Consider the following 14817-nt stretch of genomic DNA (forward strand, 5'->3'; position numbering starts at 1 on the left):
GGTCTCTATCCTCACTGAACCGCGCCGGCAGGCGTGTTCAACAACACGACTGCGGCGGTCACCAGCAAATTGATCAGGGTCAGCGGCAGGCAGAACTTCCAGCTGAAGTCCATCACTTGGTCATACCGTGGGCGCGGAATAGAAGCGCGCAGCAGGATGAAGATCATGATGAAAAACGCGGTCTTCAGGGCGAACCAGATAAACGGAATCTGCGGCAGGATGCCGAAAGGCCCGTGCCAGCCACCGAAGAACAAAGTCACCAGCAACGCCGAGATCAACACGATCCCGATGTATTCACCGACGAAGAACATGCCCCATTTCATGCCGGCGTATTCGATGTGGTAACCATCGGCCAGTTCCTGCTCGGCTTCTGGCTGGTCGAAGGGGTGACGGTGAGTCACGGCCACGCCAGCGATGAAGAAGGTCAGGAAACCGAAGATCTGCGGAATGATGAACCACAGGTTCTGCGCTTGGTATTCAACAATGTCGCGCATGTTGAACGAGCCTACCTGCACCACGATGCCCATCAGCGCCAGGCCCATGAACACTTCGTAGGACACGGTCTGGGCCGAGGCACGCAAGGCGCCCAGCAGGGCGAACTTGTTGTTGCTCGACCAGCCGGCAAACAGCACCGCGTACACCGACAGACCGGCCATGGCGAAGAAGAACAGGATGCCGATGTTCAGATCCGCCACACCCCAGGTCGGGGTGATCGGGATGATCGCGAAGGCAATCAGCAAGGCGCTCATGGCCACTACCGGTGCCAGGGTGAAAATCACCTTGTCGGCAAACGGCGGCGTCCAGTCTTCCTTGAAGAACATCTTGATCATGTCGGCGGCGATCTGGAACGCGCCGAACGGGCCCACGCGGTTAGGACCGTAACGGTCTTGCCACAGGGCCAGCAGACGACGTTCAACCCAGCTGAGCAGCGCGCCGCACACGACGACCGCCAGCAGAATGACCACGGCTTTGACCACCGATATGATCGCGTCGATTACTTCAGGCGTGAACCAGGTCATTGGGCTGCCTCCTGCAAACCGTCAACGGTAAGGCCAAAGATCGCAGGCGGGATACCGGCAAGCCCGGCAGGCAATGCCACCAGACCCGCACCCAGCTCTTCATTGATGCGCAGTGGCAGACGCAGGGTCACACCGGCAACGTTGAGGCTGAGCAGGGCGCCATCGTTGACACCCAGGCGGTCGGCTTCAGATTTGGCCAAGGCAATGTACGCGGCCGGGATGCGTTCCTGAACAGGTGTGGCTTTGGACGAGTTTTCTTCGCTGCCCAGCAGGTGGAAGAACGGCACCACTTGCCAGCTGCCACGTGCCGGGTTGAAAGCGCCCGGAATGTTGGCGCACCAGTTCAGTGAATCACCGGTGCTTTCGATCAGGCGGGTGCCCGGGTCGCCTGCACGGATATGCCCACCGACTTCATCCTGGAACTTGTTCCACGCTTGTGGCGAGTTCCAGCCCGGCGACCAGGCGAACGGCACTTGCTGGCGCGGTTCGACGGAGCCTGAGTAACCTTCCATCGAGAACGCGAACGCGGTGTCCGGGTCTTGTGGGGTGCGCGGCTCGTGCACGCTGATGTTGGCGCGCATCGCGGTGCGGCCGCTATAACGCAGCGGTTCGCGGGCCAGTTTCATGCCCTTGATACGGAATGCAGCGGACGGCGCTGCATCGACGATGCGGGCCAGTTCAGGTGTGCTGGCTGCCGTGGCTTGCGTGACGTGGTCGAGCAGGGTCCAGTCAACCGGCTTGTTCAGCAGGGTACTGCGCAAGGCATGCAACCAGCGCCAGCCTTCGTGGACCAAAATGTTGGCGTCCAGGTAAGTCGGGTCGAAGACCTGGAAGAAGCGCTGGGCGCGACCTTCCTGGCTGACCAGAGTGCCGTCGCCTTCAGCAAAGCTGGCCGCTGGCAGTACCAGATCGGCACGGTCGGTGGTGGCGGTCTTCTGGTGGTCGGCAACGATCACGACCTTGGCAGCGTCCAGTGCAGCATTGACTTTGACCGCGTCAACGCGGGTGAACAGATCGTTTTCCAGCACTACGATGGCGTCGGCGTTACCGTCGATCACCGCTTGCAGGGCGGCGTCTACCGAGTCGCCCCCCAGCATGGCCAGGCCGAGGCTGTTGGCTTCCGGCACGATCAAGCTGATGGAACCGGCCTTTTCACGCAGGTGCAAGGCTTTGGCGATGTTGCCTGCGGCTTCGATCAGGGCGTTGTTGCCCAGCGAAGTACCGGCAATGATCAGTGGGCGTTTGGCGGCGAGCAGGGCGTCGGCAATACGTTTGGCCAGCTCCAGCGCCTCAGCGTCCAGACCGGTAACGGCCGGTGCGCTGGCATCGATGGCATGAGCCACGGCAAAACCGATGCGCGCCAGATCGTCCGGTGCCGCATGGACGCACTCTTCCGCCACGTCATCGAGTTTGGTTTCAGCCAGGCTCGCGATAAACAGCGGGTTCAGCGCGTGCTGACCGATGTTCTTCACGGCGGCGTCGAGCCAAGGCTGAACGCGCATGGCATCGGCCATTTCTTCAGCTTTGCCCTTCACCGACTGACGGACCGACAGCGCCATACGGGCAGCGGTTTGCGTCAGGTCTTCGCCCAGTACGAACACGGCGTCGTGATCTTCGATCTCGCGCATGTTCGGAACAGGCAGCGGGCTGTCTTTCAATACTTGCAGCACCCGGCGAATGCGCGCCAGCTCACCGGCTTCGATGCCTGAGTAGAAGTGTTCGGCGCCGACCAGCTCGCGCAACGCGTAGTTGCTTTCGAGGCTGGCGCGTGGCGAGCCGATACCGACAATGTTGCGCCCGCGCAGCAGGTCAGCGGCTTTATCCAGCGCAGCGTCGAGGCTCAGCTTGGTGCCGTCGGCCAGGAGTGGCTGACGTGGACGGTCGGTACGGTTGACATAGCCATAGCCAAAGCGGCCACGGTCACACAGGAAGTACTGGTTGACCGAGCCGTTGAAGCGGTTTTCGATACGGCGCAATTCACCATAACGCTCGCCGGGGCTGATGTTGCAGCCGCTGGAACAACCGTGGCAGATGCTTGGCGCGAACTGCATGTCCCACTTGCGGTTGTAACGCTCGGAGTGGGTTTTGTCAGTGAACACACCGGTCGGGCAGACTTCTGTGAGGTTGCCCGAGAACTCGCTTTCGAGCACACCGTCTTCAACGCGACCGAAGTACACGTTGTCGTGGGCGCCGAACACACCGAGGTCAGTACCGCCTGCGTAGTCTTTATAGAAGCGCACGCAGCGATAGCAGGCAATGCAGCGGTTCATTTCGTGGGAAATGAACGGGCCGAGTTCCTGATTCTGGTGAGTGCGCTTGGTGAAGCGATAACGGCGCTCGTTGTGGCCGGTCATCACGGTCATGTCTTGCAGGTGGCAGTGACCGCCTTCTTCGCACACAGGGCAGTCGTGCGGGTGGTTGGTCATCAGCCATTCGACGACGCTGGCGCGAAACACTTTCGCCTCTTCGTCTTCGATGGAAATCCAGCTTCCGTCAGTGGCCGGGGTCATGCAGGACATGACGATACGACCACGGGTGTCGTTTTCGTCGGTGTATTGCTTGACTGCACACTGGCGGCAGGCGCCAACACTGCCCAGGGCAGGGTGCCAGCAGAAATACGGAATATCGAGTCCTAGCGACAGACAGGCCTGTAACAGGTTGTCTGCCCCATCGACTTCGAGCTCTTTGCCGTCTACGTGGATAGTGGCCATGGTTCAAAGATCTTCGTTGGCCCGGTGTCAGCGGGCGTGGCTAATGGAATCTTGTTATGCGTTCGAAGCAACCCAGCCTTACGGCGTTATCGAACGATCAGAGGGCGGCACGGACCGCCCTCAGTCAGAGCGTTACGCGCCGATAACAATCGGGCGTGCCAGAGGCGGAACACCGGGGGTTGCTTGCGCAATACCGGCTTCAAACTCTGGACGGAAGTACTTGATCGCGCTGCCCAAAGGCTCCACGGCACCCGGTGCGTGTGCACAGAACGTCTTGCCAGGGCCGAGGAAGCCGACCAGACCCAGCAGGGTCTCGATATCGCCGGGCTGACCTTCGCCGTGCTCGATTGCCATCAGCAGCTTGACGCTCCAGGGCAGACCATCACGGCAAGGGGTGCAGAACCCGCACGATTCGCGCGCAAAGAATTGTTCCATGTTGCGCAGCAAGGACACCATGTTGACGCTGTCGTCGACGGCCATCGCCAGACCGGTACCCATTCGGGTGCCGACTTTAGCAATACCACCGGCGTACATTTGTGCGTCCAGGTGTTCAGGCAGCAAAAAGCCCGTACCGGCGCCGCCTGGCTGCCAGCACTTGAGCTTGAAGCCGTCGCGCATGCCACCGGCGTAATCTTCGAACAGCTCGCGTGCAGTCACGCCGAACGGCAGTTCCCACAGGCCGGGGTTCTTCACTTTGCCGGAGAAGCCCATCAGCTTGGTGCCGTGGTCTTCGCTGCCTTCGCGGGCGAGGGATTTGTACCAGTCAACGCCGTTGCCGATGATGGCCGGTACGTTGCACAGGGTTTCAACGTTGTTCACGCAGGTCGGCTTGCCCCATACGCCCACAGCAGCCGGGAATGGCGGCTTGGAACGCGGGTTGGCGCGACGGCCTTCGAGGGAGTTGATCAGTGCGGTTTCTTCGCCGCAGATGTAACGCCCCGCGCCGGTGTGCACGAACAGTTCGAAGTCAAAACCCGACCCTAGAATGTTCTTGCCCAGCAGGCCTGCTGCTTTGGCTTCTTCGACGGCGCGGCGCAGGTGTACGGCGGCAGTGGTGTATTCGCCACGCAGGAAGATATAGCCGCGGTAGGTTTTCAGTGCACGGGCACTGATCAGCATGCCTTCGATCAGCAGATGGGGCAGTTGCTCCATCAGCATGCGGTCTTTCCAGGTGTTGGGCTCCATTTCATCGGCGTTACACAGCAGGTAACGGATGTTCATGGATTCGTCTTTAGGCATCAGGCCCCACTTCACGCCCGTGGGGAAGCCCGCACCGCCGCGACCTTTGAGGCCCGCGTCTTTCACGGTCTGGACGATGTCGTCCTGAGCCATGTCGGCGAAGGCTTTGCGCGCAGCGGCGTAGCCGTCTTTTGCCTGATATTCGTCGAGCCATACCGGCTCGCCGTCATCACGCAAACGCCAGGTCAGCGGGTGAGTTTCAGCCGAACGCTTGATCAGGTTGGCAGGGCCGAAAGAAGTCAGGCTCATGGGTAGCCCTCCAGCAACGTGGCGACGCCAGCAGGCTGCACGTCACCGAATGTGTCGTCGTCGATCATCAACGCCGGCGCCTTGTCGCAGTTGCCCAGGCAGCACACCGGCAGCAGCGTGAAGCGCCCGTCCGCAGTGGTCTGGCCCAGGCCGATGCCCAGCTTGTTCTGGATTTCGCCGACCACCGATTCGTGGCCGCCGATGTAGCAGACCATGCTGTCGCACACACGGATGATGTGGCGGCCCACCGGCTGGCGGAAGATCTGGCTGTAGAACGTGGCCACGCCTTCAACGTCGCTGGCCGGAATGCCCAGCAGTTCGCCAATGGCGTACACCGCGCCGTCCGGCACCCAGCCGCGTTCCTTCTGAACGATCTTCAGGGCTTCGATCGACGCTGCGCGTGGATCTTCGTAGTGATGCATCTCGTGCTCGATGGCCGAGCGCTCGGTTTCGCTCAGGGCGAAACGGTCTGTCTGGATAAGCGTGCTGTTCATGCTTAGCGGTCCACGTCGGCCATAACGAAATCGATACTACCCAGGTACGCAATCAAGTCCGCGACCATTTCACCTTTGATCACCGAAGGGATCTGTTGCAGGTGCGGGAAGCTTGGGGTGCGAATCCGGGTGCGGTAGCTCATGGTGCCGCCATCGCTCGTCAGGTAATAACTGTTGATGCCCTTGGTCGCTTCGATCATCTGGAAGGATTCGTTGGCTGGCATTACCGGGCCCCACGAAACTTGCAGGAAGTGTGTGATCAAGGTCTCGATGTGCTGCAACGTGCGCTCTTTGGGCGGCGGCGTGGTCAGCGGGTGATCCGCCTTGTACGGGCCTGCTGGCATGTTGCGCATGCACTGCTCGATGATTTTCAGGCTCTGGCGCATTTCTTCGACACGCACGATGCAACGATCGTAGGCATCGCCATTGGCCGCCAGCGGGACTTCGAATTCGAAGTTTTCGTAGCCGGAGTACGGGCGCGCTTTACGCAGGTCGAAGTCGCAACCGGTCGAACGCAGGCCTGCACCGGTGACGCCCCATTCCAGGGCTTCTTTGGTGTTGTAGGCGGCAACGCCGATGGTGCGGCCACGCAGGATGCTGTTGTCCAGAGCGGCTTTTTGGTATTCGTCCAGACGCTTTGGCATCCAGTCGATGAACTCTTTGACCAGGCGTTCCCAGCCGTTTGGCAGGTCGTGGGCAACGCCACCGATGCGGTACCAGGCCGGGTGCAGACGGAAACCGGTAATGGCTTCGATCACTTTGTAGGCGCGCTGACGGTCGGTGAAGGTGAAGAACACCGGGGTCATGGCGCCTACGTCCTGGATATAAGTCCCCAGGAACAGCAGGTGGCTGGTGATGCGGAAGAACTCGGCCATCATGATGCGGATGGTGTCGACCCGATCCGGCACCTTGATCCCGGCGAGTTTCTCGACCGAGAGCACGTACGGCAGGTTGTTCATCACGCCGCCCAGGTAGTCGATACGGTCGGTGTACGGGATGAAGCTGTGCCAGGACTGGCGCTCGGCCATTTTTTCGGCACCACGGTGGTGGTAGCCGACGTCAGGCACGCAGTCGACGATTTCTTCGCCGTCCAGTTGCAGGATGATGCGGAAGGCACCGTGAGCCGAAGGGTGGTTCGGGCCCAGGTTGAGGAACATGTAGTCCTCGTTTTCGCCGGAACGCTTCATGCCCCAATCTTCAGGACGGAAGCGCGCGGCTTCTTCTTCCAGCTGCACTTTGGCCAGGGTCAGGCTGTATGGATCGAATTCTGTGGCGCGGGCCGGGAAGTCCTTGCGCAGCGGGTGACCTTCCCACGTCGGCGGCATCATGATGCGCGACAGGTGCGGGTGACCTTTGAAGTCGATACCGAACATGTCCCAGACTTCACGCTCGTACCAGTTGGCGTTCGGCCAGATGCTGGTGATGCTCGGCACGCTCAGGTCGGTTTCGGACAGCGCCACTTTGATCATCACGTCGCTGTTACGCTCCAGCGACATCAAGTGGTAGAAGACAGTGAAGTCTGCGCCTGATGGCAAGCCCTGACGCTTGGTACGCAGACGCTCGTCCACACCGTGCAGGTCATAGAGCATGACGTAAGGTTTTGGCAGGTTGCGCAAGAAGGTCAGGACTTCAACCAGTTTGGCGCGGGTAACCCAAAGCACCGGCATGCCGGTGCGCGTGGCCTGGGCGGTGAACGCCTCGGGGCCAAAACGGGTATTGAGTTCGACAACCACATCTTGGTCGTCAGCCTTGTAAGGCGGGATGTACAGAGCGGAGCCTGTAGTCATGGTTTTTTATCGCTTTCGTTCAACGTAAAGAATGAAGCCAGTGTCTCGTTCTAATAAATAGACGCGGGGCTGGATCAGACTTCGTCGGGGCTGCGCAGGTTAGTGACCTGAATACGCTGTTCGCGGCGCTGTTCCTTTTGCGATGGCATCTCGGCGCGGTACACGCCTTGTTCGCCAACGACCCAGGAAAGTGGGCGACGCTCCTGGCCAATCGACTCTTGCAAGAGCATCAAGCCTTGCAGAAAAGCTTCAGGGCGGGGTGGGCAGCCGGGTACGTAAACGTCCACGGGCAGGAACTTGTCGACCCCTTGAACCACGGAGTAGATGTCGTACATGCCACCGGAGTTGGCGCACGAACCCATGGAAATAACCCATTTAGGTTCAAGCATTTGCTCGTAGAGACGCTGAATGATCGGCGCCATCTTGATGAAGCAGGTACCGGCAATCACCATGAAATCCGCCTGACGCGGCGATGCCCGGATCACTTCGGCGCCAAAGCGCGCGATGTCGTGGGGCGCCGTGAAGGCGGTGGTCATTTCCACGTAGCAGCACGACAGGCCGAAGTTGTAAGGCCACAGGGAGTTTTTACGCCCCCAGTTGACCGTGCCGTTCAGCACGTCTTCAAGCTTGCCCATGAAAATGTTTTTGTGGACTTGATCTTCTAACGGATCGGCAACGGTTTCCCGTGTGCCGATCGGGTACTGCTCGTTAGGAGCGTCCGGGTCGATCCTGGTAAGTTCGTATTGCATCGCCAAAGCCTCATTGTTTCAGCTTGGCCTGTCGCTTACGACGAGCTTCTGGCGCCCAATCAAGAGCACCCACCCGAAATAGGTAGACAAGGCCTGCCAACAGAATTGCTATGAAAACGAGAGCTTCGACGAATCCGGTCCAGCCGCTTTCGCGTACAGACACAGACCAGGCAAAGAGAAAGAGGGCTTCGATATCGAAGATCACGAACAGCATCGCGACCAGATAGAATTTGGCTGAGAGCCGCAAGCGGGCGCCACCGGTAGGTAGCATGCCGGACTCGAACGGTTCGTTTTTGCTGCGGCCCCAGGCTTTTGACCCAAGGAGGCTGGAGACGCCAAGCATGAAGGCGCAAAGGCCGACAACGCCGAGAAGGAAAATGGCAAAGCCCCAGTTATGGGCTATGAGTCCTGTCGCTTCGGGCATGCTGGTAATCCTTAACAGAGAGCACGTGTCTCTGAACTCAAAAAGGTAATAAAGCAGTGACGATATGTCGCAGCGCAATTGATGGGCGCGATTTTATGGCTAAACACCCAGCAAGTAAATTTTCTAAGATGAATTAATTCAGTCCTTTAGTGGTATGGCTTCTCCTAAAGTCTGCGCAAGCCTCGTGGTCCGGGCATTACAGCGTATTTGAGTGATTATGTTTTGTTCGGTAAGTAATGAACAAAAGCGCTTCTAAATGATAATGAATATCGTTTAATGGCTGATTAATTGTTCCTATGCTTCGCTCGCCTTTGAAAGTTGGCTTATATAAGCATTCTTGGCAAGTTTTGAACTTGGCTTTCTACCCTGTTTTTGTATGGGGTTCATGGATCTGGGTCAGGGTTAGGGTTAGAAAATGTGCACGCGTGTAGTCGCGGCTGATGAAGGGATGCTGCGCTTGAGAGGCGCTATTTAAAAGCTCGCGGTGTCCGTACCTCGGCAGCGACTGCCAAGGCGTGTGAAATTCAGGCAAAAAAACGCCCCGAACCAGTCGGGGCGCTACGTTCAAGGCATTGCGATTGTTCTTTACAGGCTAGGCAATGGCCGTGGTTCCACGATCAATCAGTGGAACTGTTCTTCTTCGGTCGAGCCGGTCAGGGCGGTCACCGAGGACGAGCCACCTTGAATCACCGTGGTCATGTCGTCGAAGTAGCCAGTGCCCACTTCCTGCTGGTGTGCCACAAAGGTGTAGCCTTTGGCCGCGTCAGCAAATTCCTGCTCTTGCAGCTTCACGTAAGCCGTCATGTCGTTGCGGGCGTAGTCGTGCGCCAGGTTGAACATGCTGTGCCACATGTTGTGGATGCCTGCCAGGGTAATGAACTGATGCTTGTAGCCCATTGCCGACAGTTCGCGCTGGAACTTGGCGATGGTCGCGTCGTCCAGGTTCTTCTTCCAGTTGAAAGAAGGCGAGCAGTTGTACGACAGCAGTTGGTCCGGGTATTCCTTTTTGATCGCTTCGGCAAAACGACGCGCTTCTTCCAGATCCGGCTTGGCAGTCTCACACCAGATCAGGTCGGCGTAAGGCGCATACGCCAGGCCGCGTGCAATCGCCTGGTCCAGTCCTGCACGCACTTTGTAGAAACCTTCCTTGGTGCGCTCGCCAGTCACGAACGGTTGGTCGTACGGGTCGCAATCGGAGGTCAGCAGGTCAGCCGCGTTGGCGTCGGTGCGGGCCAGAATGATGGTCGGAGTACCTGCAACGTCAGCCGCCAGACGCGCTGCGGTCAGCTTTTGCACGGCTTCTTGAGTCGGTACCAGCACTTTGCCGCCCATGTGGCCGCATTTTTTCACTGAGGCAAGTTGGTCTTCGAAGTGAACGCCGGCGGCGCCTGCTTCGATCATGCTTTTCATCAGCTCGTAAGCGTTCAGCACGCCGCCAAAACCGGCTTCGGCATCCGCCACGATCGGTGCGAAGTAGTCGATGTAACCTTGGTCGCCCGGATTTTTACCGGCTTTCCACTGGATCTGGTCAGCACGACGGAATGAGTTGTTGATGCGCTTGACCACGGTTGGCACGGAGTCCACCGGGTACAGCGACTGGTCGGGGTACATGGATTCGGCAGAGTTGTTGTCTGCCGCCACTTGCCAGCCCGACAGGTAGATTGCCTGGATGCCGGCTTTAACCTGTTGTACCGCTTGGCCCCCGGTCAGGGCGCCCATGCAGTTGACGAAATCTTTCTCAGGACGGAAGGACGGGTGTGCGCCCTGTGTCACCAGTTTCCACAGCTTGTCAGCGCCCATTTTTGCAAAGGTGTGCTCGGGTTGAACCGAGCCGCGCAGGCGGACCACGTCAGCAGCGGAATAATCGCGAGTCACGCCTTTCCAGCGTGGGTTTTCGGCCCAGTCTTTCTCAAGGGCTGCAATTTGCTGTTCGCGTGTCAGTGCCATGGTGATAAACCTCGTCGCATAGGTCTGGGTTGAAAAAATCAGCTCCACCAAGCACACAGCAATATTGTTTGAGTGAGTGCGTGAATGGCGTCTCGCCTTTGATCCAGGGCCTTTGCAAGGCGCTGGATCGGCGGGAGCGGGGCCATCATGCCTCTGCTTTTTTGAGTCGTCAAACGTTTTGTAGTGCCTTTTTTAATTCACTACATATTTTCTCGATTACGACTTGCCAGTCAGTTTTGGGCCTTTTAGTCGAGTGCGTCGACTTTGACCCGCAATGTCATGTCATCGCGGTTCTGAGTCGAGTACGTGCGGGTTGCGCCTTGTTGGTCGGCCTGACTCTGGCCATTGATGCCTGCCACCGTGATCCATTGCCCGAGTGGGCCGCTGACCTGTGTGTCGGTACTTTGCACGTTCACTACATCTGGTTGTGCCTGGCTCATGCGGTCGCGGTTGGTACTGATCGCCAGGTGTACCGTTTCACCTGTGACGCTTGCGGTGACATAAAACCCTTTGGTGACGTTGCGGTAACTGGTTTGCGCCGACAGGCGACCGTAGGCATCTGTCTGAGTGCTGGTGAGCGGTACGCTTTGGCCGGTCTGGATCAGTGCCGGTACGCCTTCGGTAGCTTGTATCTGCTGGACACCGCCGTCGCGGCTGGCGGTGCTATAGACCCGAGTGTTGCTGTCGGTGTCGGGGGAATTGTTGTCGCTGGTGTCAACGGTGATCAGCAGGCGCTTGGCAGGTGTGTCGAGTTCGGCCAGCAGGTCCTCCAAGCCCTGAATTTTCTGTGCGGGCGCTTCGACGATCAGTTGGTTGCCATACTGGGTGACTTTGCCTTCGGTGCCGATAAAACTTTGCGCCACCGGCAGCAAGGCCTCACCCGTGCGATTTTGCAGGGAGATGACTTGGGTCTCGGCGAGGGCGTTGAAGCTGAGCATCAATAGCAGGCTGACGATGAGAGGGCGTAGGGACATGTCCGTTATCTCCGCAATGTGTAAAGGGTTATGACAGGAGTGTGCCAGTTTGTCGGCGCCAATGGGGCGAGGTTGAATGCCACCTAGCAAAACGCCCTGCGATCCGAAAATGGCAGGGCGTTTTGTAGGGTGTTGCAGTCGCTAGCGCAGGCTGCGACTAACGGCGGATATCAGGCACCGCGCACCATGTCGACGTGCGGGATTCCGGCTTCCAGAAACTCGTCACTGACGACCTTAAAGCCCAGTCGTTCATAGAAAGGCGTGGCATGCACTTGCGCGCTGAGCTTTTGCTCTTTAAGGCCACGCTTTTCGGCTTCAATGATGGTCGCCTGCATCAGCGCATCACCCACTTTCAAGCCGCGCCAGTCCTTCAAGACTGAGACGCGGCCGATATGGCCGTCTGGCAGTAGCCGGGCGGTACCAATCGGAAAGTCACCTTCGTAGGCCAGGAAATGCACGGCGCTACTGTCGTCCGAGTCCCACTCCAGCTCAGGCGGGACTTTTTGTTCGGCAATAAACACCGCCTCACGAATGCGTCGAAGTTCGGCGTTGTCCTTTTGCCAGTCGGCGACACGTACGTGAATGCTATTCATCGGCGAACCCCAGGCTTCCTTGTTTAACCAGCTCGCAGAGCAGGTTGCGTCCATCTTCATCGGCCAGCCATGCGCCGAGGTTGTCGCTGTGCAGCGCGTCGGCGGCACAAATCATTTTCAACAGATCGCGCAGTTTGCCCGGCAGCAGGCGGCTTTGGCCGCTGGCGAACAACAGCAGGTCTTCATCGACTTCAGACCAGGCCAGGCGAGCGCTCGGGTTGCGGATCAGTACCGCACCTTGATCCAGGCTGCCCAGCAGGTCTTCTTCTTCGAGCTCGGGGCCGACCACGAGTTCCGGATATCGTGGCTCGGTCATGAATTGGCCGAACCAGGTCAACAGCATGCGCTCATCGCTCATGTGTTCTGCGAGCAGACCCTTGAGACGGTCGAGCGCGTCGTGCTGGATTTGATGCGGGTCGCTGACCGGCTGAGCGTCGGCGTCGGTATAGCGCTCTTCGTCAGGCAGGTATTGGCTCAGAAAGTCGGTGAAGTGGGTGAGCACTTCAGCGGCGCTCGGGGCGCGGAAGCCTACCGAGTAGGTCAGGCAGTCATCGACCGCAACGCCACAGTGGGCCAGGCGCGGCGGCAGGTACAGCATGTCGCCCGGCTCAAGGGTCCACTCATCGGTGGCCTGGAAGTCGGCCAGAATGCGCAGGTCGGCATGCTCCAGCAACGGGCTTTCGGAGTCGCACATCTGGCCGATCTGCCAGTGACGCTTACCGGCGCCTTGCAGCAGGAACACGTCGTAGTTGTCGAAGTGCGGGCCAACGCTGCCGCCAGGTGCGGCATAGCTGATCATCACGTCGTCAATGCGCCAGCTCGGCAGGAAGCGGAAGTTTTCCAGCAGCTCGCCGACTTCTGGCACGAACTGATCGACGGCTTGAACCAGCAAAGTCCATTCACGCTCTGGCAATTTGCCAAACTCGTCCTCGGCAAAAGGGCCACGGCGCAGTTCCCATGGGCGTTCGCCGTGCTCAATCACCAGTCGCGATTCGACTTCCTCTTCAAGCGCCAGACCGGCCAGTTCGTCGGCATCGATCGGGCTTTCAAAGTCAGGAATGGCCTGACGGATCAGCAGCGGTTTCTTCTGCCAGTAGTCGCGCAGGAATTCGCGTGCAGTGATGCCGCCCAGAAGTTGAAGAGGAATATCAGGATTCATGTGTAACCTATTGAAAAATTGCGCTTTGTATTCGGGAATAAAAACGCCCGGCACGGCCGGGCGTTAGTAGGTCGTTGCAGCAATCAGATGCGCTTGGCCTGCTCAACCGCGTTGCCAATGTAGTTGGCAGGGGTTAGCAGTTTCAGCTCGGCTTTGGCCGCTTCCGGCATTTCAAGGCCGTCAATGAAGGTTTGCAGTGCTTGAGGGCTGATGCCTTTGCCGCGCGTCAGCTCTTTGAGCTTCTCGTACGGGTTTTCAATGTTGTAACGGCGCATGACGGTCTGGATCGGCTCGGCCAGAACTTCCCAGCAAGCGTCCAGGTCAGCAGCGATCTTCTGAGCGTTTAGCTCCAGTTTGCTGATGCCTTTGAGGCTGGCTTCGTACGCGATCACGCTATGAGCAAAACCTACGCCCAGATTACGCAGTACGGTGGAGTCGGTCAGGTCGCGCTGCCAGCGGGAGATTGGCAACTTGCTGGCCAGATGCTGGAACAGCGCGTTGGCGATACCCAGGTTGCCTTCGGAGTTTTCGAAGTCGATCGGGTTGACCTTGTGCGGCATGGTCGAGGAGCCGATTTCGCCTGCGATGGTGCGCTGCTTGAAGTAACCCAGGGAGATGTAACCCCAGATATCGCGATCGAAGTCGATCAGGATGGTGTTGAAGCGCGCAATCGCGTCGAACAGCTCGGCGATGTAGTCGTGCGGTTCGATCTGCGTGGTGTACGGGTTGAAACCCAGGCCCAGTTCGTCTTCGATGAAGGCGCGGGCATTGGCTTCCCAGTCGATCTGCGGGTAGGCCGACAGGTGGGCGTTGTAGTTGCCCACGGCGCCGTTGATCTTGCCCAGCAGCGGTACGGCCGCCACTTGAGCGATTTGGCGCTCCAGGCGGTAAACCACGTTGGCCAGCTCTTTGCCCAAAGTGGTCGGCGAAGCCGGTTGGCCGTGGGTACGCGACAGCATCGGGACGTCGGCGAACTTGATCGCCAGTTCGCGGATGGCGTCGGCGGTTTGGCGCATCAGGGGCAGCATCACCTCATCCCGGCCTTCGCGCAGCATCAAAGCGTGGGACAGGTTGTTGATGTCCTCGCTGGTGCAGGCGAAGTGGATGAACTCACTCACGTTGGCCAGTTCAGGCAGCTTGGCGGCCTGTTCTTTGAGCAGGTACTCAATGGCTTTTACGTCGTGGTTGGTGGTGCGCTCGATCTCTTTGACGCGCTCGGCGTGCTCCAGAGAAAAGTTTTCGGCCAGTTCATTCAGCACAGCGTTAGCTTGCGCGGAAAAGGCCGGGACTTCAGGGATGGCGGCGTGAGCGGCCAAACGCTGGAGCCAGCGAACTTCAACCAGTACACGGGCACGAATTAAGCCGTATTCGCTGAAAATGGGGCGCAGGGCCTGGGTTTTGCCGGCATAGCGGCCGTCAACAGGGGAAACCGCAGTGAGCGAAGAGAGCTTCATGGGGTGTTCTCGGACAGT

The 14817-nt window shown here is 58.8% G+C and carries 12 protein-coding genes; all 12 read right to left on the minus strand.

The annotated features are described in order from the left end of the window. Nucleotides 1–11: 11 nt before the first annotated feature. Nucleotides 12–1019, minus strand: a complete 1008-nt coding sequence (gene nuoH / locus ACP7A4_RS05310; protein ID WP_048365292.1) for an NADH-quinone oxidoreductase subunit NuoH — start codon at nt 1017–1019, stop codon at nt 12–14. Further along, complete coding sequence (gene nuoG / locus ACP7A4_RS05315; RefSeq protein WP_426245831.1) at nt 1016–3730, minus strand: NADH-quinone oxidoreductase subunit NuoG; 2715 nt, start codon at nt 3728–3730, stop codon at nt 1016–1018. Before nuoG ends, nuoH begins: the two co-directional genes overlap by 4 nt. 132 nt (nt 3731–3862) lie before the next feature. Continuing rightward, nucleotides 3863–5218, minus strand: a complete 1356-nt coding sequence (gene nuoF, locus ACP7A4_RS05320; protein WP_048365294.1) for an NADH-quinone oxidoreductase subunit NuoF — start codon at nt 5216–5218, stop codon at nt 3863–3865. Beyond that, complete coding sequence (gene nuoE / locus ACP7A4_RS05325; protein WP_019412098.1) at nt 5215–5712, minus strand: NADH-quinone oxidoreductase subunit NuoE; 498 nt, start codon at nt 5710–5712, stop codon at nt 5215–5217. Before nuoE ends, nuoF begins: the two co-directional genes overlap by 4 nt. 2 nt (nt 5713–5714) lie before the next feature. Next, nucleotides 5715–7499 carry an NADH-quinone oxidoreductase subunit C/D gene (gene nuoC, locus ACP7A4_RS05330; RefSeq protein WP_048365346.1) on the minus strand — a complete coding sequence of 595 codons (1785 nt, stop codon included), beginning with the start codon at nt 7497–7499 and terminating at the stop codon, nt 5715–5717. Nucleotides 7500–7573: 74 nt separating this feature from the next. Further along, nucleotides 7574–8248, minus strand: a complete 675-nt coding sequence (locus ACP7A4_RS05335) for a NuoB/complex I 20 kDa subunit family protein (protein WP_016780200.1) — start codon at nt 8246–8248, stop codon at nt 7574–7576. Nucleotides 8249–8258: 10 nt separating this feature from the next. Further along, a complete protein-coding gene (locus ACP7A4_RS05340) occupies nt 8259–8672 on the minus strand; it encodes an NADH-quinone oxidoreductase subunit A (protein WP_003446990.1) in 414 nt (137 codons plus the stop codon). Between the two features lie 621 nt (nt 8673–9293). Then, on the minus strand, nt 9294–10619 hold the full coding sequence (gene aceA / locus ACP7A4_RS05345; protein ID WP_048365296.1) for an isocitrate lyase: 1326 nt from the start codon (nt 10617–10619) through the stop codon (nt 9294–9296). Between the two features lie 245 nt (nt 10620–10864). Continuing rightward, nucleotides 10865–11593: a secretin N-terminal domain-containing protein gene (locus tag ACP7A4_RS05350; RefSeq protein WP_426245834.1), complete on the minus strand. Its 729-nt coding sequence runs from the start codon at nt 11591–11593 to the stop codon at nt 10865–10867. A gap of 170 nt (nt 11594–11763) precedes the next feature. Then, entirely contained in the window at nt 11764–12186 is a 423-nt protein-coding gene (locus ACP7A4_RS05355) for a GNAT family N-acetyltransferase (protein WP_426245836.1), read from the minus strand. Then, a complete protein-coding gene (locus ACP7A4_RS05360) occupies nt 12179–13345 on the minus strand; it encodes a cupin domain-containing protein (protein ID WP_048365299.1) in 1167 nt (388 codons plus the stop codon). The genes ACP7A4_RS05355 and ACP7A4_RS05360 overlap by 8 nt, the downstream gene beginning before the upstream one ends. Before the next feature lie 83 nt (nt 13346–13428). After that, a complete protein-coding gene (gene purB, locus ACP7A4_RS05365; RefSeq protein ID WP_048365300.1) occupies nt 13429–14799 on the minus strand; it encodes an adenylosuccinate lyase in 1371 nt (456 codons plus the stop codon). Nucleotides 14800–14817 lie beyond the last annotated feature (18 nt).

The sequence above is a fragment of the Pseudomonas sp. TWR3-1-1 genome (assembly GCF_049896545.1).
Classification (GTDB): Bacteria; Pseudomonadota; Gammaproteobacteria; order Pseudomonadales; family Pseudomonadaceae; genus Aquipseudomonas; species Aquipseudomonas weihenstephanensis.

What these genes read in the sequence shown, in the direction of transcription:
- nuoH (WP_048365292.1), bottom strand. Translation starts at nt 1,019, where the DNA reads ATGACCTGGTTCACGCCTGAAGTAATCGACGCGATCATATCGGTGGTC.
- nuoG (WP_426245831.1), bottom strand. Translation starts at nt 3,730, where the DNA reads ATGGCCACTATCCACGTAGACGGCAAAGAGCTCGAAGTCGATGGGGCA.
- nuoF (WP_048365294.1), bottom strand. Translation starts at nt 5,218, where the DNA reads ATGAGCCTGACTTCTTTCGGCCCTGCCAACCTGATCAAGCGTTCGGCT.
- nuoE (WP_019412098.1), bottom strand. Translation starts at nt 5,712, where the DNA reads ATGAACAGCACGCTTATCCAGACAGACCGTTTCGCCCTGAGCGAAACC.
- nuoC (WP_048365346.1), bottom strand. Translation starts at nt 7,499, where the DNA reads ATGACTACAGGCTCCGCTCTGTACATCCCGCCTTACAAGGCTGACGAC.
- ACP7A4_RS05335 (WP_016780200.1), bottom strand. Translation starts at nt 8,248, where the DNA reads ATGCAATACGAACTTACCAGGATCGACCCGGACGCTCCTAACGAGCAG.
- ACP7A4_RS05340 (WP_003446990.1), bottom strand. Translation starts at nt 8,672, where the DNA reads ATGCCCGAAGCGACAGGACTCATAGCCCATAACTGGGGCTTTGCCATT.
- aceA (WP_048365296.1), bottom strand. Translation starts at nt 10,619, where the DNA reads ATGGCACTGACACGCGAACAGCAAATTGCAGCCCTTGAGAAAGACTGG.
- ACP7A4_RS05350 (WP_426245834.1), bottom strand. Translation starts at nt 11,593, where the DNA reads ATGTCCCTACGCCCTCTCATCGTCAGCCTGCTATTGATGCTCAGCTTC.
- ACP7A4_RS05355 (WP_426245836.1), bottom strand. Translation starts at nt 12,186, where the DNA reads ATGAATAGCATTCACGTACGTGTCGCCGACTGGCAAAAGGACAACGCC.
- ACP7A4_RS05360 (WP_048365299.1), bottom strand. Translation starts at nt 13,345, where the DNA reads ATGAATCCTGATATTCCTCTTCAACTTCTGGGCGGCATCACTGCACGC.
- purB (WP_048365300.1), bottom strand. Translation starts at nt 14,799, where the DNA reads ATGAAGCTCTCTTCGCTCACTGCGGTTTCCCCTGTTGACGGCCGCTAT.